The organism is Rothia nasimurium (genome assembly GCF_928392795.1).
Lineage (GTDB): Bacteria > Actinomycetota > Actinomycetes > Actinomycetales > Micrococcaceae > Rothia > Rothia nasimurium_F.
Window position 1 is genome coordinate 177,001 of sequence record NZ_CAKMTJ010000001.1, and the last position, 26,279, is coordinate 203,279.

Annotated in this window: 25 protein-coding genes; 14 read left to right on the forward strand and 11 right to left on the reverse strand. The window is 58.6% G+C overall.

Annotation, left to right across the window (positions count from 1 at the left end; genetic code table 11):
* Positions 1-168 precede the first annotated feature (168 nt).
* Positions 169-2,115 (forward strand): BCCT family transporter, encoded by a 1,947-nt coding sequence (locus L6963_RS00820; RefSeq protein ID WP_237206277.1) that lies wholly within the window; start codon positions 169-171, stop codon positions 2,113-2,115.
* A 306-nt stretch (positions 2,116-2,421) separates the two neighbouring features.
* Positions 2,422-4,335 carry a translational GTPase TypA gene (gene typA / locus L6963_RS00825; protein WP_185174363.1) on the forward strand — a complete coding sequence of 638 codons (1,914 nt, stop codon included), beginning with the start codon at positions 2,422-2,424 and terminating at the stop codon, positions 4,333-4,335.
* A gap of 131 nt (positions 4,336-4,466) precedes the next feature.
* On the opposite strand, the gene L6963_RS00830 is transcribed toward typA, so the two are convergent.
* On the reverse strand, positions 4,467-6,044 hold the full coding sequence (locus L6963_RS00830) for a GH25 family lysozyme (RefSeq protein ID WP_237206278.1): 1,578 nt from the start codon (positions 6,042-6,044) through the stop codon (positions 4,467-4,469).
* A 168-nt stretch (positions 6,045-6,212) separates the two neighbouring features.
* Between L6963_RS00830 and L6963_RS00835 the strand changes: the two genes are divergently transcribed.
* The 4 genes from L6963_RS00835 (at position 6,213) to L6963_RS00850 (ending at position 10,704) form a co-directional block, all read left to right on the forward strand.
* Positions 6,213-7,511: a PIG-L family deacetylase gene (locus tag L6963_RS00835; protein ID WP_237206279.1), complete on the forward strand. Its 1,299-nt coding sequence runs from the start codon at positions 6,213-6,215 to the stop codon at positions 7,509-7,511.
* A gap of 121 nt (positions 7,512-7,632) precedes the next feature.
* Positions 7,633-7,956 carry a ferredoxin gene (gene fdxA / locus L6963_RS00840; RefSeq protein ID WP_135013646.1) on the forward strand — a complete coding sequence of 108 codons (324 nt, stop codon included), beginning with the start codon at positions 7,633-7,635 and terminating at the stop codon, positions 7,954-7,956.
* Positions 7,957-8,066: 110 nt separating this feature from the next.
* Positions 8,067-9,197: a succinyldiaminopimelate transaminase gene (gene dapC, locus L6963_RS00845; RefSeq protein ID WP_237206280.1), complete on the forward strand. Its 1,131-nt coding sequence runs from the start codon at positions 8,067-8,069 to the stop codon at positions 9,195-9,197.
* Between the two features lie 226 nt (positions 9,198-9,423).
* Positions 9,424-10,704, forward strand: a complete 1,281-nt coding sequence (locus tag L6963_RS00850) for a citrate synthase (protein ID WP_237204606.1) — start codon at positions 9,424-9,426, stop codon at positions 10,702-10,704.
* Positions 10,705-10,792: 88 nt separating this feature from the next.
* Here the strand turns inward: L6963_RS00850 and galE are convergent, their stop codons facing one another.
* Positions 10,793-11,806 carry a UDP-glucose 4-epimerase GalE gene (gene galE, locus L6963_RS00855; RefSeq protein WP_237206281.1) on the reverse strand — a complete coding sequence of 338 codons (1,014 nt, stop codon included), beginning with the start codon at positions 11,804-11,806 and terminating at the stop codon, positions 10,793-10,795.
* 129 nt (positions 11,807-11,935) lie between these two features.
* The gene (dapD, locus tag L6963_RS00860; protein WP_237206377.1) at positions 11,936-12,901 is read right to left on the reverse strand and encodes a 2,3,4,5-tetrahydropyridine-2,6-dicarboxylate N-succinyltransferase; all 966 of its coding nucleotides are present in this window, start codon (positions 12,899-12,901) and stop codon (positions 11,936-11,938) included.
* Between the two features lie 50 nt (positions 12,902-12,951).
* On the opposite strand from dapD, the gene dapE reads away from it, so the two are divergent.
* Entirely contained in the window at positions 12,952-14,100 is a 1,149-nt protein-coding gene (gene dapE, locus L6963_RS00865) for a succinyl-diaminopimelate desuccinylase (protein ID WP_237206282.1), read from the forward strand.
* 109 nt (positions 14,101-14,209) lie between these two features.
* On the opposite strand, the gene L6963_RS00870 is transcribed toward dapE, so the two are convergent.
* Genes L6963_RS00870 through L6963_RS00885 form a run of 4 tightly spaced genes read right to left on the reverse strand, consistent with a single transcriptional unit; the run spans position 14,210 to position 17,408 of the window.
* On the reverse strand, positions 14,210-15,460 hold the full coding sequence (locus L6963_RS00870) for a hypothetical protein (protein ID WP_237206283.1): 1,251 nt from the start codon (positions 15,458-15,460) through the stop codon (positions 14,210-14,212).
* 43 nt (positions 15,461-15,503) lie between these two features.
* A complete protein-coding gene (locus L6963_RS00875; RefSeq protein ID WP_237206284.1) occupies positions 15,504-16,364 on the reverse strand; it encodes a nuclease-related domain-containing protein in 861 nt (286 codons plus the stop codon).
* Positions 16,365-16,368: 4 nt separating this feature from the next.
* Positions 16,369-16,683, reverse strand: coding sequence for a hypothetical protein (locus L6963_RS00880; protein WP_237206285.1), 315 nt, complete (start codon positions 16,681-16,683; stop codon positions 16,369-16,371).
* Complete coding sequence (locus L6963_RS00885) at positions 16,680-17,408, reverse strand: hypothetical protein (protein ID WP_237206286.1); 729 nt, start codon at positions 17,406-17,408, stop codon at positions 16,680-16,682. The genes L6963_RS00880 and L6963_RS00885 overlap by 4 nt, the downstream gene beginning before the upstream one ends.
* Positions 17,409-17,657: 249 nt before the next feature.
* On the opposite strand from L6963_RS00885, the gene L6963_RS11845 reads away from it, so the two are divergent.
* From L6963_RS11845 to L6963_RS00900, 4 genes are all read left to right on the forward strand, one after another.
* Entirely contained in the window at positions 17,658-17,921 is a 264-nt protein-coding gene (locus L6963_RS11845) for a helix-turn-helix domain-containing protein (protein WP_423816794.1), read from the forward strand.
* Positions 17,922-18,295: 374 nt separating this feature from the next.
* A complete protein-coding gene (locus L6963_RS00890; RefSeq protein ID WP_237206287.1) occupies positions 18,296-18,652 on the forward strand; it encodes a DivIVA domain-containing protein in 357 nt (118 codons plus the stop codon).
* Positions 18,653-18,654: 2 nt separating this feature from the next.
* Complete coding sequence (locus L6963_RS00895; RefSeq protein WP_237206288.1) at positions 18,655-19,974, forward strand: hypothetical protein; 1,320 nt, start codon at positions 18,655-18,657, stop codon at positions 19,972-19,974.
* Between the two features lie 122 nt (positions 19,975-20,096).
* Entirely contained in the window at positions 20,097-20,258 is a 162-nt protein-coding gene (locus tag L6963_RS00900) for a DUF3117 domain-containing protein (RefSeq protein WP_135013726.1), read from the forward strand.
* 56 nt (positions 20,259-20,314) lie between these two features.
* Here L6963_RS00900 and L6963_RS00905 read toward each other — a convergent pair whose 3' ends face one another.
* Positions 20,315-20,956 carry an O-methyltransferase gene (locus L6963_RS00905; protein WP_237185782.1) on the reverse strand — a complete coding sequence of 214 codons (642 nt, stop codon included), beginning with the start codon at positions 20,954-20,956 and terminating at the stop codon, positions 20,315-20,317.
* Between the two features lie 110 nt (positions 20,957-21,066).
* Between L6963_RS00905 and L6963_RS00910 the strand changes: the two genes are divergently transcribed.
* A complete protein-coding gene (locus tag L6963_RS00910) occupies positions 21,067-21,432 on the forward strand; it encodes a Sec-independent protein translocase TatB (protein WP_135013724.1) in 366 nt (121 codons plus the stop codon).
* A 90-nt stretch (positions 21,433-21,522) separates the two neighbouring features.
* On the opposite strand, the gene L6963_RS00915 is transcribed toward L6963_RS00910, so the two are convergent.
* The 3 genes from L6963_RS00915 to L6963_RS00925 are packed head-to-tail and all read right to left on the reverse strand — an operon-like array spanning position 21,523 to position 24,667.
* Positions 21,523-22,656, reverse strand: coding sequence for an Mrp/NBP35 family ATP-binding protein (locus tag L6963_RS00915; protein WP_237206289.1), 1,134 nt, complete (start codon positions 22,654-22,656; stop codon positions 21,523-21,525).
* A 12-nt stretch (positions 22,657-22,668) separates the two neighbouring features.
* Positions 22,669-23,367, reverse strand: a complete 699-nt coding sequence (locus tag L6963_RS00920) for a DUF1003 domain-containing protein (RefSeq protein WP_237204596.1) — start codon at positions 23,365-23,367, stop codon at positions 22,669-22,671.
* Positions 23,360-24,667 carry a magnesium transporter MgtE N-terminal domain-containing protein gene (locus L6963_RS00925; RefSeq protein WP_237204595.1) on the reverse strand — a complete coding sequence of 436 codons (1,308 nt, stop codon included), beginning with the start codon at positions 24,665-24,667 and terminating at the stop codon, positions 23,360-23,362. Before L6963_RS00925 ends, L6963_RS00920 begins: the two co-directional genes overlap by 8 nt.
* Positions 24,668-24,805: 138 nt before the next feature.
* On the opposite strand from L6963_RS00925, the gene L6963_RS00930 reads away from it, so the two are divergent.
* Positions 24,806-25,891 carry a general stress protein gene (locus L6963_RS00930; RefSeq protein WP_237206290.1) on the forward strand — a complete coding sequence of 362 codons (1,086 nt, stop codon included), beginning with the start codon at positions 24,806-24,808 and terminating at the stop codon, positions 25,889-25,891.
* On the forward strand, positions 25,888-26,253 hold the full coding sequence (locus L6963_RS00935; RefSeq protein WP_237206291.1) for a hypothetical protein: 366 nt from the start codon (positions 25,888-25,890) through the stop codon (positions 26,251-26,253). The genes L6963_RS00930 and L6963_RS00935 overlap by 4 nt, the downstream gene beginning before the upstream one ends.
* The last annotated feature ends 26 nt before the right edge of the window (positions 26,254-26,279 follow it).

Consider the following 26,279-nt stretch of genomic DNA (forward strand, 5'->3'; position numbering starts at 1 on the left):
CTTATTATCAGTGGTGTTATTATTGAAGTGGAACAGGCATCTCTGGCCCCTTCCTGAACCACGCTGTACGAGCTCCTGGCTCTTTTAGGTGTGGGTGCGGACGCGGCATACGGGGTGCTTTTGCATGTCAACTAGGTCGAAACGTAAGAAGATATAAAGGACACTCACATGGCTACCACCCAGCAAACTCCGCCCAGCTCGGGCCCCGACCTGCGGAAGGGGGATATCGACGCGGCCGCTAAGGAAAACATGCGTGAAGGTTCCCTAGCACCCAAGGTCTTTATCCCCGCAGCCGTCATCATGGCTGCCTTTATCGGCACCACCCTAGCTTTCCCCCACCGCACCAAAGAAATCTTCGATGCCCTGCAGGCAGACGTTATTAACTACTTCGGTTGGTACTACGTCGCTATCGTTGCTTTCTTCGTCATCTTCGCCCTCTACCTGGGCTTCTCCCGCATGGGCGACGTTAAGCTAGGCGATGACGACGACGAACCCGCCTACCCTTTCACTACCTGGTTCGCCTTCCTCTTTGCTGCCGGTATGGGCATCGGCCTGGTCTTCTACGGGGCAACCGAACCCCTCATGCACTACGTTGACCCCCGCCCCGGCGTGGGTGACGGCACCAAGGAAGAAATTGCTCAGGCTGCGATGAGCCAGTCCTTCCTACACTGGGGTCTGCACCCCTGGGCTATCTACGTCATCGTGGGCCTTGCCATTGCCTATGCAACCCATCGTCTTAAGCTGCCTCTCTCTATCCGCTACTCCCTCAAGCCCCTGCTGGGCGATCGCGTAAAAGGTGGCGCAGGTGACGTCATCGACGTTGTCGCACTGGTTGGCACCCTCTTCGGTGTGGCGACCTCTCTTGGTCTCGGTGTTATGCAGATTGCTGCGGGCCTGGGCTACATGAATATCCCCGCCCAGGGTAACGGCTGGCTGGTGGGCATCATCGTGGTGCTCATGGGTATCACCCTCTTCTCCGTGGTCACCGGCCTGGAAAAGGGTATGAAGTGGCTCTCGAACGGCAACCTCATGCTGGCTGCTATCGTCTGCCTCTTCGTGCTGGTGGTTGGCCCCACCCTCTTCCTCTTCCGTAACTTCATCGGGTCCATCGGTAACTACCTGCAAAACGTCGTTGCCATGACCTTCGAGACCCTGGCCCTCTACGGTGTTGACGGTGAACAGTTCCAGGCTGCCTGGACTACCTTCTACTGGGGCTGGTGGATTTCCTGGTCGCCCTTTGTTGGCATGTTCATCGCCCGCGTTTCCAAGGGCCGTTCCGTGCGCGAATTCGTGATCGGTGTGCTGCTGGTACCCGCTCTGACCTCCTTCTTCTGGTTCTCCGTACTCGGTGGCACCGCCCTGCACCAGGAACTCTTTGGCACCGGCACTAGCTTGGTGGGCGAAGACGGTAGCGTCTCAGCAGAAAATGCTCTCTTCCAGATGTTCCATAACCTGCCCGGTGGCGTCATTCTGACTGCCGGTGCGGTACTGCTGATTACCGTCTTCTTCGTGACCTCGGCAGACTCCGGCGCCCTGGTGCTCGGTATGCTCTCCACTAACGGGTCACCTGAACCCAAAACCTGGATCCGCGTTTTCTGGGTACTGGTTGCAGGTGCAACCGCGATCTCCCTGGTTGTCATCGGTGGTAGCGAATCGCTGTCAGCGATTCAAACCGTCGCAATTCTGACGGCCCTGCCTTTCTCGGTAGTGATTGTGCTGATGTGCATCTCTCTTTACAAGGCCCTGAGCGTTGAGCACCGTCTCTTCGTTCGTGCCCAGCGTCGTAACGCCCGCCGTGAGATCGAGGCCTCCCTGGCCGAGCAGATTGACGACCGCGTCAACGAGCTGGTTGCCGAAGGCGTTGAAGACCGCGTCACCGCAGCAGTGGGGGAGCACCTCGACGAACACCTGGACGGTCAGCTAGAGGCAGCCCTGGAAGAAGCCGTGGACAAGGCGGTTGAGGCCAAGGTCGAAGAGGCTGTAGAAAAGGCTGTTGACGAGGTAGCTCTCCAGGTCGACGCAAATACCGCCGCAATCGAACAGATTCGTGCGGTGACCGGATCTATTCCGGTAGTCAAACCCCAGGATGTAAAGCAGACACCTTGGAATAAATAGGAAATAGATAGGGGCTTATTCAGAACGGTTTCGCAGGCTCGCGCTCGCTGCCGACCCTCTCGCATGGTTCGCTTCGCTCACAATGCGATTCACGCCAGCCGCCGAGCCAGCAGCTTCGCTGCGAGCCTGCTACACCGCCCTTTTGAATAAGCCTCTTATTTTCTAATGTGTTCCAGAAGATAGCGGCTAGTTTAGGTGCCGCCGGTATAATCAAACCGAAAGCCCTCTGCGCTGGTGCCGAAAATTCGGCAGGTAAGCCGCGCACCGGCGTCCTTATCCCCAACATGTAAGCGAGATACTTTCCGCATGTCTGAAACTCAGAACACCGCTTCACGGAGCGACCTTCGCAACGTGGCAATCGTGGCTCACGTTGACCACGGCAAGACCACCATCGTTGATGCGATGCTCAAGCAGACCAACGCCTTCTCCGCCCACGCTGACGTGGAAGACCGCGTCATGGACTCCGGTGACCTTGAAAAGGAAAAGGGCATCACCATTTTGGCTAAGAACACCACCGTGTTCTACTCCGGCCCCGCAGCCAAGGGCGAAGAAATTACCATCAACGTTATTGATACCCCCGGTCACGCTGACTTCGGTGGTGAGGTTGAGCGCGGCCTGTCTATGGTTGATGGTGTTGTGTTGCTGGTTGACGCTTCAGAGGGCCCCCTGCCCCAGACCCGTTTTGTGCTGCGTAAGGCCCTAGCTGCTAAGCTGCCCGTTATTCTGGTTGTTAATAAGGTTGACCGCCCCGACGCCCGTATTGACGAAGTTGTTGGCGAGTCTATGGACCTGCTTCTGGGTCTGGCGAGCGACCTGGCTGATGAGGTTCCCGATCTCGATATCGATGCTCTGCTGAACGTCCCTGTCGTCTATGCTTCCGGTAAGGCTGGCGCTGCTTCACTGAACCAGCCTGCCGATGGCGCCCTGCCCGATAACGATGACCTGGAGCCCCTCTTCGAGACCATCCTGGAACATGTTCCTGCCCCCACCTATGACCCCAACGAGGTGCTGCAGGCTCACGTGACCAACCTTGACTCCTCGCCCTTCCTGGGCCGTCTGGCCCTGCTGCGTATCTTCAACGGCACCCTGAAGAAGGGCCAGACCGTTGCCTGGGTACGTCAGGACGGCGAAACCAAGAACGTCCGTATCTCTGAGCTGCTGGCCACCAAGGCCCTGGAGCGCGTTCCTGCTGAGTCCGCTGGCCCCGGTGAAATTGTCGCTGTTGCCGGTATCGAAGACATCACCATCGGTGAAACCCTCACCGACCCTGAGAACCCCAAGCCCCTGCCCCTCATTAAGGTCGATGACCCCGCAATCTCCGTTACCATCGGTATCAACACCTCACCGCTGGCCGGTAAGGTCAAGGGCGCTAAGGTTACCGCCCGCCAGGTGAAGGACCGCCTCGATAAGGAACTTATCGGTAACGTCTCCCTCAAGGTTCTGCCCACCGAGCGTCCGGACGCCTGGGAAGTTCAGGGCCGTGGCGAACTCGCTCTGGCAATTCTCGTTGAGCAGATGCGCCGCGAAGGCTTTGAGCTGACCGTGGGCAAGCCCCAGGTTGTTACCAAGACCATCGACGGCAAGGTTCACGAGCCCATGGAGCACATGATTATCGACGTGCCCGAAGAATTCCTGGGTGCCGTCACCCAGCTCATGGCAGCTCGTAAGGGCCGCATGGAAAACATGGCCAACAACGGCACTGGCTGGGTCCGCATGGAATTCGCCGTGCCCGCCCGCGGCCTGATTGGCTTCCGCACCAAGTTCCTCACAGAGACCCGCGGTGCCGGTATCTCATCGTCCTACTCCACCGGCTACGAGCCCTGGGCAGGCGACATCGACTACCGCTCCAACGGCTCCATGATTTCTGACCGCGCCGGCGTCGTCACCCCCTACGCCATCATCGGTCTGCAGGAACGTGGCACCATCTTCGTCGAACCCACCTCAGAGGTCTATGAGGGCATGATCATCGGCGAGAACTCACGCGCCGACGACATGGAAGTTAACATCACCCGCGAAAAGAAGCTGACCAACATGCGCTCAGCTTCAGCAGATAACTTCGAAAACATGACTCCTCCCAAGAAGCTCACTCTCGAAGAGTCCCTGGAATGGGCCCGCGAGGACGAGTGCGTGGAAGTCACCCCCGAAGCTATTCGTATTCGCAAGGTTATCCTTGACTCCAATGAGCGTGTGCGCGAAGCACGCCGTCGCGCCCGCGCCTAAGGTTACAAAGGCATAGACGCTCTCAGGGCCGTGGCCCGTTCTCCTGAACAGGGGAGCGGGCCACGGCCCTTTAGCATAGGTGCTACCAGACAGCGCGCGGACGCGGGAGCCCGTCTGGGTGCATGGGGCGGTTAGCGGAGGCGGCGGGTGCCTTCGCGCTCGCTCCAGGTGAAGTGAGCGCCGGAGCTCAGCCGCAGGTGCATGCGCCCATCGGCCTCCCGCCGTTCGTCGTGGGTGGGAAACCCTAGTGCCTGATAGTAACCGGCTGCCTTCCAGGCATCGTGCAGGGCGCCGTACCGAACCACCTGCTGGGTGCCAAATTCAGGGGTCCAGTAGAGGCTCATATTCTTTTCGAAATGGACTACAGCTCCCCGGCCCAGACCTGTTTCATCGGAGACGGGGAAGCCATAAACCTGGGTATTCTGGCCCCAGCGCCAGTGAATGGCCCCGCGTCCGTTGAGAGCATAGGTGCCGGTGCTGGGTGACCAATATACCGCCGTGGTGTAGCCGTTGGGAGTGCGGAACCACTGCTGGGCACCGTAGCTGAAGCTGGCGTCCTCACTGATGGGGAAGCCCCAGCCTCGTTCAAAACCGGTAGCCGCAAACCGGGAACCGATAGCCCCGGCCCAGAAAATACCGTGCGCCCCGGTGCTGGGGTGCCAGTAGACGTGCCGGTGGTTCTCAAATCCCTGGGCTACCCCGCCTAGCTGGACCGGGTATTCATTGGTACGAGGAGCCCACAGGCTGCGGTAGTTGCTCTGGTAGTAGCCGCCAATTGCCCCGTAGAGCTGGTAGAGACCTGCCGGGCGTGAAGTGCCCTGGGGTAGGTAGCGGGGGTTGAGGGCTAGGAAGCTGAGCTGGCTTTCCGTACCGTTAAAGAGGTTGGAATCCCCGTCAAAGGGGCCCTTATCGCTGTACTGCCAGATGTCATAGCCGCTATAGCCGGTAGGCATGGGGCCGACCGTGGCGGTATAGCGGGCGAGGTGCAGGGGCATGTAGGAGAGTTCAGAAATATTGCCCAGGCACTGGTTGACCCAGGAGGTCGCCGTGTACAAGATCGGGTAACGCCCGGTCAGCTGCCGGTAGGTGGTCGCAAAATCGTGGGCCCAGGCTCGCAGCTGGGCCGGGGTCATGTCGTAGCAGGTGTTGCCAAATTGCGGGTAGGGGTTGAACTCAAGGTCAAGAATGCCAGGCAGGGTGCCGCCGTCCTGAACCCAGGGCTGGCTATTGGCCACGAAATAGCGGGCCTGCTCGGCCCCTGAACTGTCGGAGGGAATCGCAAAATGGTACGACCCCCGCAGCATGCCCGCCGCGCGGGCACCGGCATACTGCTCCTGGTAGCGGGGTGAAACATACCAGTTACTCTCGGTTGCCTTCACAAAAGCAAAACGCGCCCCCAGCTGATAGTTGCGGGCCCAATCGACAGACGGCTGCCAGCTGGAAACGTCCATGCCCGGCACCCCGGATAAGGACGCCAGGGCCGGGACTGGTTGCTCGGCAGCTAGAGCTGCGCCCTGCTGGAAGGAGGCACCTGCCTCATCTGAGACAAACCCAGCCCCCATACGGGCCTGGCCGGGCTCCACCTGGCCTACCTGACTGCCTGCTGTGGCAGCTGGGGTGACTTCCTGGGCGGACGCCACCGCCCCCGTCAGCCCCAGAGCCAGAGCGGACGCCAGCACGCCCGTCCGCAACCATCGCTTTGTCCTCATAAAGGCCTCCTCGCCTCTCATCTCACTGGCATAGTTTTGCCGTACTTGTCCCCATAAATGTGAGCCAACGCTCACCATCATAAAACAGAAGACCAAACCCAGCTAGAGCCCAGTAACTAAAGCTAAAATTGCTAGGAACCAAACAGCACCCAGCAGAAAACCGCCACCATGGAACTCGACGCCCAGCCCCACTACCCGGTCGCCGGTGAAGTCATCACCGACAGCGCCACCTTCAGCCTGATACCCGACGGCCTCAAACCCAAAGACGCCACCGTCCTCTTCGTCCATGCCCACCCCGACGACGAAGCCTCATCCACCGGCGCCACCATTGGTGCCCTCACCGCCGCCGGCGTCACCGTCCACCTGCTCACTATGACCCGCGGCGAAATGGGCGAAGTGATTGACCCCGCCCTGCGCCACCTCGAAGCAACCCACCCCGCGAACACCGACCGGGGCCATGCCCTGGGCGAGTACCGCACCGGGGAACTCAAGGCCTCCCTCAAAGCCCTCGGTATCCGCCACCACCTCTACCTGGGCGAAGGGGCCAGCTACCTGCCCGGCGAGCGCACCAGCTACCGTGACTCCGGCATGACCTGGGGGTCGGACGGACGTGCTATCGCCAACCCCGCAGCAGCCGACGATTGCCTCACCCGCCTGCCCCTCAAGCCCCAGGCAGACGCTATCGCCAGTGCTATCCGCGAGATCCGGCCGGACGTCGTCGTCACCTACGACGCGGACGGCGGCTACGGGCACCCCGACCACAAACGCACCTACGAAGCTACTCTAGCGGCCGTCCGATCCCTGGAGGGAACCCCCTCAGCCCCCACCGCCCTCTGGGGCATCGAGGGCGACCCCAACCCGCACGATACCCGCCAGCAAGCCGTCATCATGGGCAGCATCGACCACAAGCGTGAGGCCATGCGGGCCCACGCCACCCAAATCGTCATCACCAGCGATACCACCTTCGAATACTCAAACGGGGTCTCCCAGCCCATCAACCCCACCGAAACCTACCGCCTACTCTGGGGTACTGCCCAAGCAGGAACCCCAGCGGACGCTGCCCCCGAAGAGAGCGTCGAAGCTCCCGGCCCTATCAACTCGGCCATTACCGCCGTCGCCCTCGGCCTAATCGCGGGTTTTGCCGGAACCATGTACCACGCCCATATCTGGTACCCCACCAGCACCCTCTGGGTACCCTGGGGTGCTGCCCTCGGCCTGCTCACGGTCTACTTCGCGGCGACCTGGGCAGCAATCCACACCGAAAAGAACTGGGCCGCGGCCGTCGTCGGAGCCACCGCCTTTATACTCATTGGTATCTTCGCCTTCGCCAAAGGCACCTCAATGCTGGTCTACATCAACCCCATCAACCCCGTGGGAACCGCCGGAACCATCTGGGCACTAGGCTCCCTGGCCGCCGCAACCTTCGGCATGATAAGCGCTACCAGGTACCGCCGCAACAAAACTTAACCCGGCTCAACAAGCTATCTCATCCATCACAAAAATCTGCCCCCACACCGGTGACCAGATACACTAGAGCACAGTTAACCAACACACCACGCACCGGTGCGTCACCACCAGAAAGGCACCCATGACCTACATCATCGCCCAGCCCTGCGTCGACGTAAAAGACCGCGCCTGCGTCGAAGAATGCCCCGTCGACTGCATCTACGAAGGCGAACGCTCCCTCTACATCCACCCCGACGAATGCGTCGACTGCGGTGCCTGCGAGCCCGTCTGCCCCGTAGAAGCTATCTACTACGAAGACGACGTACCCGAAGAATGGGAAGACTACACCGCCGCTAACGCCGACTTCTTCGACGACCTCGGCTCACCCGGTGGCGCAGCCCGCCTGGGCGTCATCGCCAAGGACGCCCCCATGATTGCGGCCCTGCCCCCGCAGAACCAGGACTAAGACACCTAGACACGGTTCAAGGAGCGAGTATCTTGTGAGATACTCGCTCCTTTAGTTTTATGCGAAGGCTTACACTAGAAAACAAACATATTCACAAGAGAAAGCAGACCATGCGCGAATTTGGCCTCGACCTGCCCGACTACCCCTGGGACACCATGGCCCCCTACCGGGCTACCGCTGAAGCCCACCCCGAGGGGCTCATTAACCTTTCTATTGGAACCCCGGTTGACCCTACCCCCTCAGTTATCCGTGATGCCCTGGCCGGTGCCACCGACGCCCACGGCTACCCCACGACCCACGGTACCCTCACCCTGCGTCAGGCTATCGTTGACTGGTTCGACCGCCGCCGCGGCGTGCCCGGCCTAACCACCGACCAAGTCATGCCCACCATCGGCTCAAAGGAGCTTGTTGCCTGGCTGCCCTTCCTGCTGGGCCTGGGGGAGGGGGATGTGGTCGTCCGCCCCACCGTTGCCTACCCTACTTATGACATCGGTGCCCAGCTCGCCGGTGCAACCCCCGTGGCCGCTGACTCCCTGGACGAGCTCGATGAGGCGACCCGTGCCCGCGTCCGCCTGGTATGGATCAACTCGCCGGCCAACCCCACCGGCATCGTGCGCGATGTGGATGAGCTGAAAAAGATAGTGGAGGACGCCCGCGCCCTGGGTGCCGTGGTTGCCTCCGACGAGTGCTACGCAGAACTGGGTTGGGGAGAATGGGACGCTACCCGCGGCGGGAAGCCGGTGCCCTCCGTCCTGGACCCCCGCGTCTGCGGCGAGAACCAGGACCTGGTGCTGGCAGCCTACTCTCTTTCTAAGCAGTCCAACTTTGCTGGCTACCGCGGCGCTTTTATCGCGGGAGACGCTGCGATTATGGCCAACCTGGTTAACTCCCGTAAGCACGCGGGCATGATTGTGCCCGCTCCCGTGCAGGTTGCCATGACCGCAGCGCTCTCAGATGACGCGCACGTTGAGGCCCAGAAAGACCTTTACCGGGCCCGCCGTGAGACCCTACTGCCCGCGCTGGAACGCTTTGGCCTGACCGTCGAGCACTCCGAGGCAGGGCTCTACCTGTGGGCTACAGCAGGCGAAGATACCTGGGCTACCGTCCAGCGCTTTGCAGACAAGGGTATCGTGATTGGCCCCGGCGTTTTCTACGGAACCGCAGGTGAGGGCTATGTGCGCATTGCCCTGACCGGTTCGGACGACGACATTTCCCGTGCCGCTGCCCGACTGTCAGAGTAAAGCAAAACTGTTAATGTCAAATAAGCTCAGCTAAAGAACGTAATGTAGCTTCTGAACTCACATCAATGTGACCCTGCGCATCATTCTGCTGTAATGTAGACCATAGATGACGTGCGTACGTGCACGGTGCGGCCTTCCACCACCCCGCGAAAGCCGCACTGTCCTTTTTTAGAATCCCACTTCATCACACAGCACGTACGTTGCCTCGTATGACAGGAGGAACACAATGACTGAGAACAAAGCGCTGCTGAGCTATGACGGCAAAGAACTGCCCCTGCCCGCAGTAGAAGCAACCGAAGGTAACGGTGCCTTCGAAGTTGCAGGCATGCTCAAAGAAACCGGCAAGGTAGCCTACGACCCGGGCTTCATGAACACCGCAAACGCAAAGTCAGCTATCACCTACATTGACGGTGATGCCGGCATCCTGCGTTACCGTGGCTACCCCATCGAAGAACTGGCAGAAAAATCCAGCTTCATCGAAACCGCCTACCTGCTCATCTACGGGGAACTGCCCACCCCCGCCCAGCTCGAAGACTTCGACCAGATGATTCGCCGCCACACCATGGTGCACGAAGACTTCAAATTCTTCTTCCGCGGCTTCCCCCGCGACGCCCACCCCATGGCCGTCCTCGCCTCCAGCGTCTCAGCCATGTCGACCTTCTACTCAGACTCCCTGGACCCCTTCGACCCCCGCCAGGTAGAAATCTCAACATACCGTCTGCTGTCTAAGGTGCCTACCCTGGCAGCCTACGCCTACAAGAAGTCCAAGGGCGAGCCCTCCATCTACCCCAAGAACGAGCTCAACTACACCGAGAACTTCCTGCGCATGTGCTTCGGCTTCCCCACCGAGGAATACGAGGTCAACCCCCTGCACGCCAAGGCTCTCGATCTGCTGCTGCTCCTGCACGCAGACCACGAGCAGAACTGCTCCACCTCCACCGTGCGACTGGTCGGCTCCTCAAACGCCAACATGTTCGCCTCCGTCTCAGCCGGCATCAACGCCCTCTACGGCCCCCTGCACGGCGGCGCTAACGAGGCAGTGCTCAAGATGCTCAACCAGATTCAGAAGGACGGCATCAGCCCCGAAGACTTCATGGAGAAGGTCAAGAACAAGGAAGACGGCGTCCGCCTCATGGGCTTCGGCCACCGCGTCTACAAGAACTACGACCCCCGCGCTCGTATCGTCAAGAAGACCGCAGACGAAATCCTCGAATCCATCGGTGGCAACAACGAACTGCTCGATATTGCCAAGCGTCTCGAAGAGAAGGCCCTCAACGACGACTACTTCATCGAACGTAAGCTCTACCCCAACGTAGACTTCTACACAGGCCTCATCTACAAGGCCATGGGCTTCCCCGAGCACATGTTCACCGTCCTCTTCGCCCTGGGCCGCCTCCCCGGCTGGATCGCCCAGTGGACCGAAGGCATCCAGGACCCCGACCGCAAGATCGGTCGCCCCCGCCAGGTCTACATCGGTGAGAACGAGCGCCACTACCCCGAGCGCTAAACCAGCCACATTGCCAACAACTAAGCCCCGGCGTCCTTTACCTCTAGAAGAGGTGAGGACGCCGGGGCTCGGCTTTAGGGGCTATTTGCTACGCTTCGTAGCCCTGGGGGTTATTCTTCTGCCAGTTCCAGTGGTCACGCACCATAGTGTCGATATCGCGGGTAGCAGACCAGCCCAAATCGGCCAGGGCGGCAGCCGGGTCAGCATAGGAGACGGCTACGTCACCGGGGCGACGGTCAACAATCTTGTAGGGCAGCTCCTTACCAGCAGCCTTCTCAAAAGCGTGCAGTACCTCAAGTACTGAGTAGCCGTTGCCGGTACCCAGGTTCCAGGTGTGCAGGCCACCGTGGGTGGTGATGTAGTCCAGGGCCTTGAGGTGGCCGTCCGCCAGGTCAACGACGTGGATGTAGTCGCGTACCCCGGTGCCATCGACGGTGGGGTAGTCGTTGCCGAAGACATTGAGGTATTCACGGCGGCCAACAGCGACCTGGGCGATGAAGGGAACCAGGTTGTTGGGGATACCTGCCGGGTCCTCACCGATACGGCCGGACTCGTGAGCCCCTACCGGGTTGAAATAGCGCAGCAGGGCGATGTTCCACTTGGAATCTGAGGCGGCCAGGTCCACCAGCATATCCTCAATATGTTCCTTGGTGCGGCCGTAGCAGGACTGGGCATCCATATTGATCTTCTCGGTCAGGGGCATCGACTCGGGCTCGCCGTAGACGGTTGCAGACGATGAGAAGACGATGGAGTGGCAGCCTGCCTCTTCCATGGCATAGAGCAGGTTGAGGGTACCAGCCACGTTGGTCTGGTAGTACCACAGGGGCTTCTCAGCGGATTCGCCCACGGCCTTAAGACCGGCAAAATGAATCACAGCGTCAGGCTTAACCAGGTTGAAGAGCTGCTTCATCTCGGGCAGATCTAGCAGGTCAACCTTGCGGAACTCCACGGTCTTGCCGGTGAGTTCTTCAACGCGGGCCAGGGACTCCATGGAGGAGTTCGAGAGGTTGTCCATAACGGTTACCTCGTGGCCTGCCTGGAGCAGTTCGAGTACGGTGTGGGAGCCGATGTAGCCAGCTCCGCCGGTAACGAGAATCTTCACGTTTTCCCCTAGTAGACGATTGGTGTTCTTTCTAGCTTACCTGCACCCAGCCCTGCCAGCCGGTAGAAGCGGTGGCGGGCTGGGCACAAAATAGATGGGTGTATTTGCCGAATGTATTGGTCGTCCGCTTTAGTTAGCGTGCAGCTCTGAGTTCAGTTCCACGGTGTTGTTGGCGCGGGGCAGCACCTCGATAGCGCCGGTGACGGAGTTGCGGCGGAAGAGCAGGTTGTTGGCGCCGGAGAGTTCCAGGGCCTTGACAACCTTGGGCTCAGCGCCGGGGTTGAGGACGGTCACGCGGGAGCCAGCGGTGACGTAGAGGCCAGCTTCAACCACGCAATCATCGCCCAGGGCAATGCCGATACCGGCTTCAGCGCCGAGCAGGGAGCGCTCGCCGATGGAGACACGCTGGGTGCCGCCACCAGACAAGGTGCCCATGGTGGAGGCGCCACCGCCGATGTCGGTGCCGTTGCCAATGACAACGCCCTGGGAGATTCGGCCCTCGACCATGGATTCACCGAGGGTACCGGCGTTGAAATTGACGAAGCCTTCGTGCATGACGGTGGTGCCTGCGGCCAGGTGGGCACCCAGGCGGACGCGGTCGGCATCACCGATACGAACACCGGCGGGCACGACGTAGTCAATCATGCGGGGGAACTTGTCGACGTGGGTGACGACCAGGGCGCCGCGGCGACGCAGCTTCAGCGAGACGGTGTTGAATTCGCTAGCCAGGACGGGGCCGAAGTTGGTCCAGGCGACGTTGGCGAGAGCACCAAAGAGACCGTCGAGGTTGATGGTGTTGGGGGCAACCAGGGTGTGGGAGAGCAGGTGCAGGCGCAGGTAGGCGTCCGCTGCGTTGGCGGGGGCCTCGTCGAGGTTGATGGTGACGTTGACCAGCTCACGCACGACGTTGCGGTCTTCGTCGGCTTCGACCAGGGCTTCGAGGTCGGCTGCTACGGAGTCGTCGGGGGTTTCGGTGAGGGCGGGGGCGGGGTACCAGACATCGAGTACGGTGCCTTCGTTCTCGCCGGAGGCGACGACGGTGGCCAGGCCCAGGCCGGATGCTACACGGGTGTTGTTTTCAGTCATGCCTACCAGTCTACGGAATCAGGCGGGTGCGGGGCGCTATCTGCTTGTATGGTGGAACTATGACCAAGAACCCTGCCCTCGCCCAGGCCGCTGAGTTCGCTCAGGTGGGCCCCGGCGTCCTGAACCTAACCCAGCCCGTTGAAGATCTCACTGCTGATCTGCTCAATATTTATTCTGTTTCTGGCGCCGAGGTGCGCCTGGCGGACGCCGTGCAGGCGGCCCTTGAGGGGATCGGCGGCTTAGAGATAACCCGCGACGGCGATGCCATCATCGCCCGCACTAACCTGGGCCGGGATACCCGCATTGTGCTGGCAGGTCACCTAGATACGGTGCCCCTGCCCCGTACCGAGGGCTCACGCGGCACTGTCCCCGCCTCTTGGTCTGAGGGAGCGGGGGAGCGGGTTCTTTACGGCCGCGGCGCCGTGGACATGAAGGGCGGGGTTGCCGTGCAGCTAGCCCTAGCTGCACGTCTGAAAGAACCCCGCTACGATATCACCTACGTCTTCTACGACAACGAAGAGGTTGCCTCAGAGCTCTCAGGGCTTGCCCGCCTGATGCGCAACCACCGGCAGAAGCTGACCGATGCGGCCTTCGCCGTCCTGCTAGAACCCACCGACGGCACTATCGAAGGTGGCTGTAACGGCACCATCCGTTTCTGGATCCGCACTGCCGGTATCGCAGCCCACTCGGGCCGGGCCTGGAAGGGCGAGAACGCTATCCACAAGATGGCGGACGTGCTGGGGCGTCTTGCCGCCTACCAGCCTGCCACCTATGAGGTTGAGGGCCTAGCTTACCGCGAGGGGCTCAACGCCGTGCAAATTTCAGGCGGGGTGGCCGGGAACGTGATTCCCGATGAATCCGGCGTGCACATCAACTACCGCTTTGCTCCCAACAAGACCCTGGACGAAGCCGTCGCGCACCTGCATGAGGTTTTTGAGGGCTACGAGCTAGACTTCGTTGACCTCTCATCAGCTGCCCGCCCGGGCCTGGACGCGCCCATGTCGCGCTCGCTGATTGAGTCGGTGGGCCAAGCCCCCAAGCCCAAGTACGGGTGGACGGACGTCGCCCGCTTCAGCGAGATTGGCATCCCCGCCGTGAACTTCGGCCCCGGCGACGCCCTGCTGGCTCACACCGATAACGAGCACGTGAAAGCCTCCGAGGTGCGTGCCTGCTATACGGCGCTGGAAAGCTGGCTGACGGCGTCCTAACCCCACAAAGGGACCTGAAAACTTCAAAGGGACCGCGGAATCTGCGGTCCCTTCAAGGTACTACGCTAGGTGCTGGTACACACTGTATAACCTGATTGGTTTTCAGTTTTTATTTGAAGCTGTACTCATAAAAGCCCGAGCCATCAAAGAGCAGCGAGTCGTTGACCAGCTGCACTGAATTCAAATTAGACGGAATGTCAAGCAAGCTACCTTCGGAGGATAGAAGGACAGGGACTCGCTTGTCGCCCTTCTTACCGAGTACCGTTCCGTCTGACGAAACAGATTCGCATGATACATCACCCAGGTCACGTGTTTCGAGCGTAGCAATATCTAAAACTAGATTCTGGTTGCCTTCACCTGTACAGAAAGACGATGAAGCCCATGCCTCAGCACGTGTTATTTGCCCATAGGGCAAATCGCGTGTCGAAACAATTGCTCCGGTGCCATCAAGTTTCAAAAGTTGATGGGGGTCGAAAGAGCTTGAGGATTCTCGAATTACCTCGTCTTCTGAGATTTGGAAGTACGCGTTCATAACGCGTGAATTCTCTATTTGAACGAGTTCCCCGTTATGCACAAAGTAAGCATTTTTCAGCTGCTCAGAATCGTGGGTTGAGATGTTAGGAGCCTGCCCATCTTGAAACACGATGACATTTCCTGTAGTTGAACCATATGAAAAATCATCCTGACGATCTGAAACTAAAGCGAGGTTTTCACCAGGTACGCCAGCTTCCCAATTGACAGAGAACGCAGGTTTGCGGTTGAGAAGTGACTGGTCGGTTGAGTAAACGTTTGTACTCGGACCCAAAATTACTTCGCCTAACAATTTCTGTTGCTTGATATCAAAGATGCTGTAAGCAGTTTTTTCTTCACCCTCGTTGTAAGCATCTTCACCTTGATGCACTAAGCTTTCGATGATGATGCTTCCGTTGAGCAAAGTAGCTCTCTGAAAGCTATCAAACTTTACCGAGTCGGGTAGTTTAAGGTCTTCCGCCTGGACTGATAAAACATCCTGACCTGAAGAAAGATCAGCGACCCTTACAGTCTTATCAGCGGATACTAGCCCTGCTACATGTGTATCTGAATAGCCAAGGATTTCGTGATGAAAACGTGCCACAGCAAACTTAAGCCGGACGCTTTCTTGAGAATCCGAAGCAGAAACTGTAAGAAGACCGTCACTAGGGAAGCTTGAGCTAGAAGCCTCAGGCTGTGTTGCAAGCGATGAGCTTTCGGCTACTTGAGTGGGGGAAGATACTGTTGACGCACTAGTTGGATTTTGAGGTTCGGATACCGTACCTGACCCACATGAGGTGAAGAATAATGTGGTAAGAACACAAGTAGAGACAAACAACGATTTTTTCATGAAGTTTCCTTTAATGTGAGTTTATGAGGAGAAGTAAGAATATTTACTTCTTGAGATCCAGAAGCTGCTGTAAGGTTTGCCAGTAGATAGAACCTGAGTTTGTGCTAGATGCTTGATTCCTTAAAAAATCTGTTAGCTGGTTGGCTGTTAGAGCAGGGGGAAAAGGAAAAGAATTCTTGCCAAGTTCTATCGATAAATCTGTGCCAGTTGTAGAGTGTAAAACTACTGCGGCAGATATATGATTTTTGGGAAAAATCGTTTTCACAGCTTGTAGCGCGGCTGCAATTTTAAAGGGCTCAAGCTGTGTGCCATTTCGAAATAGCTGTTTCCCGTCCCAGTAATATTGACCCGGCTGATATAGCTTAGAGTCAAGTAATATGATGGATTCGCCTATGAGTAGTGCATGGTCTATATCTGCTGATTCTGTTCCTGGCCATGAAATGCCGTTAATTAGGCGGGCAGCAGGGTACATCTTAAGAATATTTTCTCGGATGATTTCAGCCGTTCTTTGTTCACCCTCTCGCCCTGCGATAGCCCTCTCGCCGAAACGAGCAATACTGAGGTTTGCGCCGGGATCGCCAAACTCCTGTTGCCTGAGCTGCTCGGATGATAGCTTAAGGAGAGCGGCATTAAGTTCATGTTTGCTTTTAATCCTGTGGCGGACTATTAGTGCAGGAAGTGACAATAGGGAAAAAAGAAAGATTGAGGTAAAAGCGTCCGAAGCGAAAATCACGAAATTCATGGGTTGAAAACCGCTGAAAAGGAGATTTTTTAAAAGTCGGAACGAACTTGAGAGCATTCCGAGCCCAAAGAAAAAAGCTACACCTATTATAAGGTACTTCGTCCATACCGGATACTCGGGTTTGTCCTGGTTAAGTGGTGGTATAAAATGAGGTTGGTTCATGGTGTTAACCTGAATTGTTGATAATTGCTATTATTCCAATTTGGCCAAGGATGCCAAGCAGTGAAATTATAATCATGAGTAAGTGGAAAATTTTTTGTTTTTGCAGCTGTTTAATTTCTGCCTGAATATAGAATGTTTCAAAATGATGCTTAACTTCTAGTAATTCTCTTAATTTATGAGGGATCTTTAGTAAAGCAATAGTGGAAATTGAGGCTGCTGAGAGGCCTGTAAATATTCCAATGAGTGGAATGAAAGCTGATATGCTTACGGTAAAAATTATGATATTGATGATTTTTTTATCAAATGAATGGTATTTCATGGAGAAATGTTCCCCCACTGCCACTGCTCTGATTGGTTTTTCCTATTGTTTTTTCGCTGAATATCACTGATGATAAACCAGGCAACGATGGGGGCAGATAGGGCCAGATTGAGGGCTGCTGTTATCTGATCTAGATGGGCGTTAGATGCGGTAAAGATGATGCTCATCGCTGTGAAGATGGCACATGGGATGATGAGTTTCTTGTCGTATTTGCGAATGACTATCAGTAATGAGGCAATGATGCATACCACCGCTATCCAGGGTAGGTGGATAAATGAGGCGTAGCGGTCTTCCCATCCGGGCTGTTCTTGGAGTAGAGGCTCTGCTAGATTGCCGTGAGCATACATGCCAATAAAAGAGATAGGGATGGAAACGAAAATTCCAATTACCGCAATTGCAATGGGGTAAATCGTGCCTGAAATGGCTCTAATGGTGGTGGATAGGATGCAAGCTAACGCACCAGTTGAAATCAAGAGGGGAAAAAGCGGCCAAGATGAGAGGGCTATGGGAATCATTCCCAACAAGCATATTATGGTTATGACGGTTGCGCTTACTGTTGCTACGGCTGTGATTGCGGCACCGCCCACGACGGCTGCTGCTAACGCAATGTTTTCAGCAGATTCTTTGGCGTCTAAGTCTGTAATCTCTATGTTGTATTCATAGGTTTTGCCGGTTCGCATTGAGGTGCTTCGGCGCCTGTAGCGGCGAGTGAACTGGTCTGCCATATCTAAGTCCCTATTTCCCTTGGCTGCTTTGTGTGAGAAGTGCCCTCTAGCTTAGAGCGGGGCTCTGTCATGAGTTCGGAGCTTGCTTTCTGTAGGGCATGCCCACGAAGCGTGAATGTCTTGGGTATGCAGAGGTTTTTTAAAAAACAATCTGAAAATATGGCATATATGCCCTATTTTCCTGCTGTGAAAATCATACTAGGCACATGTGCCCTGGGCATGTGTGCATAGTTGCGACACGCTAGAAAAATGAAATATGACCAGAAGGCAGTGAGTGTCTCGATAGGAAAATTCCTTAGGGACAAGCGCAAACAGCTTAAACTGACTCAAGAGCAGTTAGCCTACCGGTCGGGTCTTGATACATCAACAATTAGCCGCCTTGAAAGAGGGGCCTACTCTCTAGCTATCAACAAACTTCCTCAATTGGTCGAGGGGTACGGTCTATCTTCTATTTCGGAGTTATTTGAAGGATATCGTTACCACAGCCCTCAGCCGCCAAGCTCCACAAAGTAGGCTGACGGCGTCCTAAACCCACAAAGGGACCACAAAATTTCAAAGGGACCGCGGAATTCGCGGTCCCTTTGAAGTTTTCAGGTCCCCTTGGGCTGGGGGGCAGGTGCGGGCACGTGTGCTTGGGGGCCTTGAATGTCGGCGAGGATTATCACGAAGTGCGTCAGTAGTCACTGGGGTTCCTCTCTTGTGGTGGATCGGTGCAGGCGCCGGTAGCATGGAGGTGCTGAGGCAGACGCCCAATGGTGTATGTGCTTCACCTTACTCCCTTGCAGGTAAACAACTTGTTACGAGGGATGTTGTGTTTTTGCAGTCAAATATTTTGGGTTTTGTGAGCGAGGTCGGGGGCCGGTAGTCGGCCCGGGCGGGAGGACAGGATGAATTACCTACTGGTTGGTGTGACTTTTGTGGTGCTAGCGGCGGTGATGGCGGGGTGTGCGGTTCTGGGAACCGACCGGCTGATTCCGGCCCGTAAGGTCATTGATACGGTGAGTAAGGACGGAGTAGCTCTCGTTCCTGCCGCTGAGCCGCCGCTCATTCTTTCGGATCGTCCCGACGCGGATGAGCTGGGTCGGGTCCGTTTTGCAACCTCGGCTTTGGGCTATAACCGCGATGAAGTGGACGGTGTGCTGGCTAAGGTAGTTGCTGAGAACAGTCGCCTGCGTCAGGAGCTTGAAGTCCTGCGCGGTGGGCAGAGTCAGGACGCCACCCCCGACCTGTGTGGGGAAGGCTAGGGGTGGGGCGTCCGTCCGCACCACCGCCTGGTGGGCTACTGGACCGTGCTGCCGCTACTCTGAGCGTAACCGCTAGCCGGGGGGTGTTCTTCTTCGCCGGTCTGCCCATCGGCCTGCGGGTAGCCCTGGTCTATGCCGCAAGCCGGCTCTGGGGCTGGTTTATTTTCTCAACCGTGGGTCTGCACCAGACCTTTAGCCCCTGGAAAAATACCTCAATGGGTTACCTGGAGTTTGTCACTATTTGGGACGCCGACTGGTACGCCAAGATAGCCGCTGGCGGCTACCCTACGGTTCTCCCCGTGGACGCCAGCGGTCACGTTGCCCAAAACGAGTGGGCTTTTTACCCCCTCTACCCCCTAATCAGCGGTGCCGTGGCGAGTATGACCGGGCTGAGCTATCAGACGGTTGCCCCTACTGTCTCCCTGCTGTTTGGCTTTGGGGCAGCCTGGTTTATCTACCGGCTCTTTGAAACCAGCCTACAGGTGCGCGGGGCAGCTACCGGGGGCGCTACTGCCCACCGGGACACTGAGCTAGAGACAACCGCCCTGTGGGCAACCGCTGCCGTCAGCTTCTGCGCCGTTGCACCGATTCTGCAAACCGGCTATGCCGAGGCAACCGGCCTCTTCTTCCTGGCCTGGGCCCTCTACTGGCTGGTACAGCAACGCTATGTGCTTCTGCTTCTTCCGGCCCTTGGGGCGGCCCTGTCCCGCCCTGTGGGCGTGCCCCTGGGAGCCGTGGTTGGAATTTGGTGGTTCGTGTGCTGGGTTCAGCAGGCTCGCGCTGAGAACCTGCTGAGCGCCTTGAAAGCGACCGCCCCGCAGCTGGCCTCTGCCCTGGCTGTGTGTGCTTTCGCCTTTATCCACCCGGCCATCGCCTGGGCGTCCACCGGGCGTATCGACGCCTACACCGCGACCGAGGCCGCGTGGAGAGCTGGCGGGGAGCACGTGCTGCCCTTTATGCCCTGGTACACCCAGAGCCAGCTCTACCTGGGGCAGATGCTGGGCCCCCTCGTCCTTATCCTGCTACTGGGCGCCTACTTGCTGGCCCTGCTGGCTCCCGTGACCCGGCGGGTACTCCACCCGGCGCTCATCACCTGGTGTGCTGCCTACGCGGTGTATATGCTGGCCTTCTTCAACCCGCAGTCCTCCACCTTCCGCCTACTGCTGCCCCTCTTCCCGCTCCTTCTGCCCCTCGTGGCCCTATCTGCTTCGCGGGCCTACCGCTGGCTGCTGATTCTTAGCGGAGCAACCCTGCAGTTTGGCTGGGTCGGCTGGCTCTGGCACTGGAAGCAGCTACCCGGCGGCGGGGACTACCCGCCCTAAACTTGTAAGTTTCCACCCAAAAACGCCAGAAGTGAGCCACTAAGCACTATGATTAAAAGAAGGTGAGACCGGCAACAGAAGCCGAGAAGCCGCAGACCAACCCTCGTTGAAGGAGAACCAAGATGGCAGCTCAGAAACCACGCACCGGCGACGGCCCCCTCGAAATCGTGCGCGAAGGGCGCAGCATCGTCATGCGCATTCCCGTTGAAGGTGGCGGCCGCCTGGTTCTTGATATCACCGAAGAAGAAGTTGAAGCGATCCGCAAGTGCGTTGAAAACGTCTAGGCTTCGGCTCTAAGCCCGGCCCCTGCTCCGAACCCCACCGGTTTGGGGCGGGGGCTTTAGCGTTTGTAGACCAGGTAGAGACCCTCGCCCGCGTGTACAAGGGAGACAAAAACATCGGCGGTACAGGCCGCTACCTCGTGTAAGACAGAGCGTACCGAAACGGTTACGGCATCACGGGCCGTGGGATTAGCAACAGCCCCGCCCACCAGCGGGTCGTGCAGAATCAGGAGCCCGCCAGGTTCTAGGAGGGCCAGCGTATCGTAGACCAGCTGTTCAGCTAGCTGGCTACCGGCGTCTATAAAGGCCAGATCGTAGGAGGCCGCTGAGAGGCGGGGGAGTACCTCGGCAGCATCGCCGGTGATGACGCGCACCCGGTGGCTCTTATCAAGACCGGCAGCTGCCAGCAGCGTGCGAGTTGCCTGGCAGCGGGTGGCATCGATATCGATGGCGGTGAGCGCCGCACCGGGGGCCAGGCCCGTGAGCAGGGCAGCCGTAGCAACGCCGGCCCCGCAACCGATTTCTACAGCGTGTTGGGCTTTGGTAGCTGCCGCGAGCACCGTAAGCAGGGAAGCTACCGACGGGGCGACGGGGGCGGCGTCCAACCGCTCGGCCCCAGCCCGGGCAGAAGCCACCGCCGGAGCCTCCAACGGGAACTCTTCAGCATAAACCCAGCTTCGAGCCTGTTCCTGAGTATTCACCTAGTACTTCACCTTCACATGAGTGCGCGCGGGAATGATTCTGGAAACATCTTAATCAACCCCGCTCGTTTTATGGGCGAACACTCGGGCTGAGCTGGTAATCTCTTTGTGTGTTTGGAATTAGCGGCCTCGAATTTATCGTTCTAGCGATCCTGGTGTTTGTTGTCATCGGGCCAGAACGCATGCCCGAATATGCCCAGCAGCTCAAAGACTTTATCAAGTGGGTTCGCCGTATGGCCTTTGACGCTAAGGACGACCTCAAAGAAACTCTCGGCCCCGACTTGGGCGATATTAACTGGCGCCAGTACGACCCCCGCCAGTACGATCCCCGCGTCATTGTGCGCGAGGCTTTTGCCGAGGACGACGAAGAGCGCCGCAAGGAACTTGAAGAAAAGGCGGCAGCTGCACCGGCTCCCTCTGTGAGTGTGCGCCTGCCCCGCGGCGCCTGGGCCCCCTTCGATACTGAGGCCACCTAAACTCTTTCTCCCGCCAAGGGGACCTGATTTTCAAAAAAGGACCGCATATTATGCGGTCCTTTTGAAGTTTTGCGGTCCCCTTGGGCCGGGCTAGACGGTGAAGGGCAGGGGGGCTCCCGCTAGCCCGCGCGGACGGTGGGTCAGGGCCCGGGCGGTTTTGACCAGTTCCTGCGCCGCAGCGGTCTCGGGCGCACCCCAGACCACCGGGGTGCCGGCGTCCCCGCCCTCGCGCAGGGCAACCTCGAGCGGTACCGACCCCAGCAGGGGCACCTCGTAGCCCAGGGCCCTGCCCAGGGACTCGGTGAGGACGGCCCCGCCCCCTTCTCCGAACAGGGGTAGGGTGGTGCCGTCCGGCAGCTGCATGGCGGCCATATTTTCTAGCACCCCAATCACCTTCTGCTCGGTCTGTAGGCTGAGGGTACCGGCCCGCTGGGCCACGTCCACAGCAGCCAGCTGCGGGGTTGAGACCAGAAGAATCTCGGCGTGGGGCAGCAGCTGGGCCATTGAAATCGCGATATCGCCGGTGCCCGGGGGCAGATCGAGGAAGAGCACATCCAGGTGACCGAAGTGCACGTCGGTGAGGAACTGCTCTAGAGCCCGGTGCAGCATAGGGCCGCGCCAGGCGACCGGCTGGTCGGGCTTCACGAACATACCGATAGAAATTACCTTGATGACACCGCCACCTGAAGGGGCCTCAACCACAGGCGGAATAATCATGTCGTCCATGCGGGTAGGGCCAGCGGTAATGCCCAGCAGTCCGGGAATCGAGAACCCGTGCACATCGGCGTCAATAATGCCAACGCTCAAACCCATGGAGGCACAGGCCGTTGCCAGGTTAGCGGTCGCAGAGGACTTGCCGACCCCGCCCTTACCCGAAGCTACCGCAAAGATACGGGTCAGCGAGCCGGGGGCAGTAAAAGGGTTCTGCTTGGTGTGCCCCAACTTCTGACGTAGGGCAGCGCGCTGATCCGGGCTCATATAGCTGACCTCGAGCTCAACCTCGCTCACCTGCTCCAGGGCAGAGACCGCAGCGCGGACGTCCGCCTCAATCGTCGAGCGTAGGGGGCAACCTTCGATGGTGAGCAGCACCCTGATGCTGGCAACTGAGCCGGTCAATTCCGCCCGGTCTACCATGCCCAGCTCGGTGATGGGCTGGCGGAGTTCAGGGTCAATAACGGTCGCAAGAGCCGCTAAGAGCTCTTCATTCAGGTGTGATGTCTGCATGGGGTAAATCGCCTACTCAAACGAGCGGTCGATGTCCTTTACCTTCTTCTTCTTACGCATTTTCGGGTGGTCATCGCTCAGCACATCAAAGGCGCTGGTCACAGGCTGGGCGGCATTGGGGTCGAAGGGCTTAGTTTCTTCGGGTGCCTCAAGCTCATTCGCCTTAGCCGCCAGGGCCTCAGCGCGGGCGAAGAGCTCCTCCTGGCGACGCTGCACCTCAGCGAGCTCTTCCATAATGTCGCGCATCTCGCCGCGCACAAAGTCACGGGTGGCAACCTCACGCAGGGTAATACGCAAGGACGCAATCTCACGGGTCAGATACTCGGTCTCCTCGAGGTTACGCTGGTCGCGCTGCCTGTCCTGGCGGGCAACCACGCGGTCGCGGTCGTCCTGCCGATTCTGCGCCAGTAGCAGCAGGGGAGCCGCATACGAAGCCTGCAAAGAGAGCATCAGCGTGAGCAGGGTAAAGTTCAGCGCGCGGGGGTCAAACTGAAGCTCCTCAGGTGCCAGAGTATTCCAACCCAACCAGAGGGCACAGAAAATCGTCATCCACAGCAAAAACTGCGGAGTACCCATAAAACGCGCAATTTTTTCGGTCATTTGACCGAAAGCATCGGGGTTGGGGCTCAGCTGAAAGAGCGGCCGCCGCTTCTTCTGCTGCGGGGTCCCGAGAGTCTGCGCTGAATCGTTGCGCTCGCGTGCATCACTCAAAGCGGCGGCCTACCTTTCGAATTGGGGTTCCATCGTCATAGGTGCGCCAGTCGTCGGGCAGCATCTCATCGAGCACGTCATCCACGGTGACCGCCCCAACCAGGCGGTCGTAGTCGTTGACCACCGGGATGATGGTCAGGTCATAGGTCGCCAGCACGCGGGTTACTTCTTCGATGCTGGCTGCGTCGGTAACCGGCTCAATGGAGGTGTCGATAATGTTGCCCACCTGTTCGCTGGGGGAGTGGCGCAGCAGCCGCTGCATGTGCACAATGCCCAGGTACTTGCCGGTAGGGGTTTCAAGGGGCGGACGCGTGACCACAACCGCCGCTGCCATGGCAGGGGAGATTTCTTCCTGGCGGATATGGGCCAGCGCCTCAGCTACGGTCGCTTCGGGCGAAAGAATGATCGGCACCGGGTTCATGAGCGAACCGGCGGTACCCTCCTCGTATTCGAGCAGGCGGCGCACGTCGTCCGAATCTTCGGGGTCCATCAGTGTCAGCAGCTCTTCACGCTGGGTGTCTGAGAGCTCACCCAGAAGGTCGGCGGCATCGTCCGGCTCCATCTCTTCCAGAACGTTGACCGCTCGCTCCACCTCAAGGTGGGACAGAATCTGCACCTGGTCTTCTTCGGGGAGCTCCTGCAGCACGTCCGCTAGGCGTTCGTCCTGGAGCTCCTGGGCCACCTCAACCATGCGCTTATCGGGCATCTCGTGAATAGCGTCTGCCAGGTCAGCGGGGTTGGAGTCTTCGTGGCTTGCCACAAACGCGGTTGCAGCCTGCGGCTCAAAATCTGTGGAGAGAATGACCTCGTCCCAGTCGACAATCAGGGTTTCCTTGCGGCGGCGCATCAGGCTGGTGTGGCCGCGCGAAATAAAGAGCTCAGAGATAAACCAGTCGCCGTTGCGGCGCTGCTCCATCGCAACGTCCTCAATCTGAGCCCTACCCGACCCGTCACGTAGCTGTACCTTGCGGTCAAAGAGCTCACCGACCACCAGAGCCTCAGAACCGCGCTGCTCAAAGCGACGCAGGTTCACCAGACCGGTCAGAATCACCTGGGTGGAGTCGATACTGGTCACACGAGTCATGGGCACGAAGATACGCTTCTTCCCCAGAATCTCGATGACGATACCCACCACAACGGGCTCCTTGAGTTTGGCCAAAGACCCCACCGCGTTGAACTGGGTGAAACCGCTTTTCAGCACCACCACATCGCGCAGACGGCCCAGGCGGTCGCCGTGGGGGTCAAAAACATCAAGACCCAGAAGGCGGGCGATAAAAATCTTGTTCGGTACGCTACTCACAGTTATCAAGGGTACTCGCCCCAGCCCAGAGCTGCCACCGGTTGCCAGCACAATGAGAATCACCCTGCTTAGTTCACCTGTGGCGATACACCGGCGTGCTCCCAGCAAACTCCCTGCACTTTGCGAAAAAATAGGGGCATGGATCAACTCAAAGCACCTCCCGCACTGGCCATGGCAGACGGCACCCACCTACCTCCCGGCGAGCTGGTAGCTACCTTTACCGACCGTAAAGAGGTCAACAAGGCTATCGAATTTCTTGCCAGCCAGAAGTTCCCCGTGCACTCCCTCTACGTGGTGGGCCGGGACGTGCAGCAGGTTGATTACATTACCGGTCAGGCCACCTACCCGCGGGCGGCCCTCAGCGGCGTCTTCCAGGGCCTGAGCCTCGGTGCCCTGGTCGCCCTCTTCAACGCCGTGATCACCCAGACCTCGATTCTGGCCAACTTCCTGAGCATTGTGCCCCTGGCTATTGCCTTCTGCATGATTTACGCAATTATCGTTGCCTCCCGCACCAAGGGCCGCGGAATCCGTACCCGCACCCAGATGCTGCCCCAGCGCTTTGACCTGATGGCTATTCCTGCCACCGCCCAGGCAGCCCGCCATCTGCTGCGCGTGACCGTCCAGCCTGGTGGCACCCACAGCGGCGTGCACGGCCCCGGCACCCACCCCTTTGCCCAGAACGGGCAGACCTCAAGCCCCTACGTACACCCCGGCATGAGCCAGGCCAACCCCCAGGGCTACTCGGCCCAGCAGCCCCAGGGCGCCCCGAGCGGCCAGCAGGTACAGAACGGTCAGCAGGCGCAGAGTAACCAGCAGGCCCCCCAATGGTTTGACCCCTCAGCCCCCTCTCCCAAGCAAGAGCAGGCTCCCGAACCCTTCCTGCCTGGATTTAACCCGGCCGACCAGAAGCAGGACCAGGCACCGGCAGCCGAGCAGCGTCCGTCCGCCCCCGTCTTCACCCCTCCCGCTGAAACCAACCGCGACGGCTCGAAGGCCGCCGGTAAGTTCGGTCTGCGCGTGGAGTCCCCCGAAGAATTCGAGCAGATGATCCGTAAGGCCCCCGAGCCCCCCGCCACCAACGAGCGTATCGAAGCGATCCGCGCAGAAAAGGGCGAGCAGCGCTACGGCCTGCGCGTGGAGTCCCCCGAAGAATTTGAGGCAACCATCCGCAAGGCCCCCGAAACAGCAGAAGCCGAGCAGACACCGCAGAAGGACGGCCAATGACACCCGACCAGAAACTCGCCACCCGCTTTGAAGAACTCATCGGCTACATCGGCGAGAACAACCAGCACCTCATTATCGAATTCCTCACCGGCGACTTTCAGCTCACCCTACCCAACGGCACGGTAAAAACCGCCCAGGAGTGGATCGACGATCTCGACGAAGACCTCTTCGACCTCGACGAGGCAACCATTGAAGATATCGCCACCACCGCCGGGGAAGAAACCGGATTGGCTACCGCTCAGGTACAGCTGGTAGGAACCGCCTACGAGCAGGACGTCACCGGCCCCCACTGTTTCGAGGCTACCTTCATCTGGACCTTCTCAGACTGGTTCATCAAGTCCCTAAAAATCACCCGGGTCTAAACGGCAAAACCTAACGAAAACCCCGC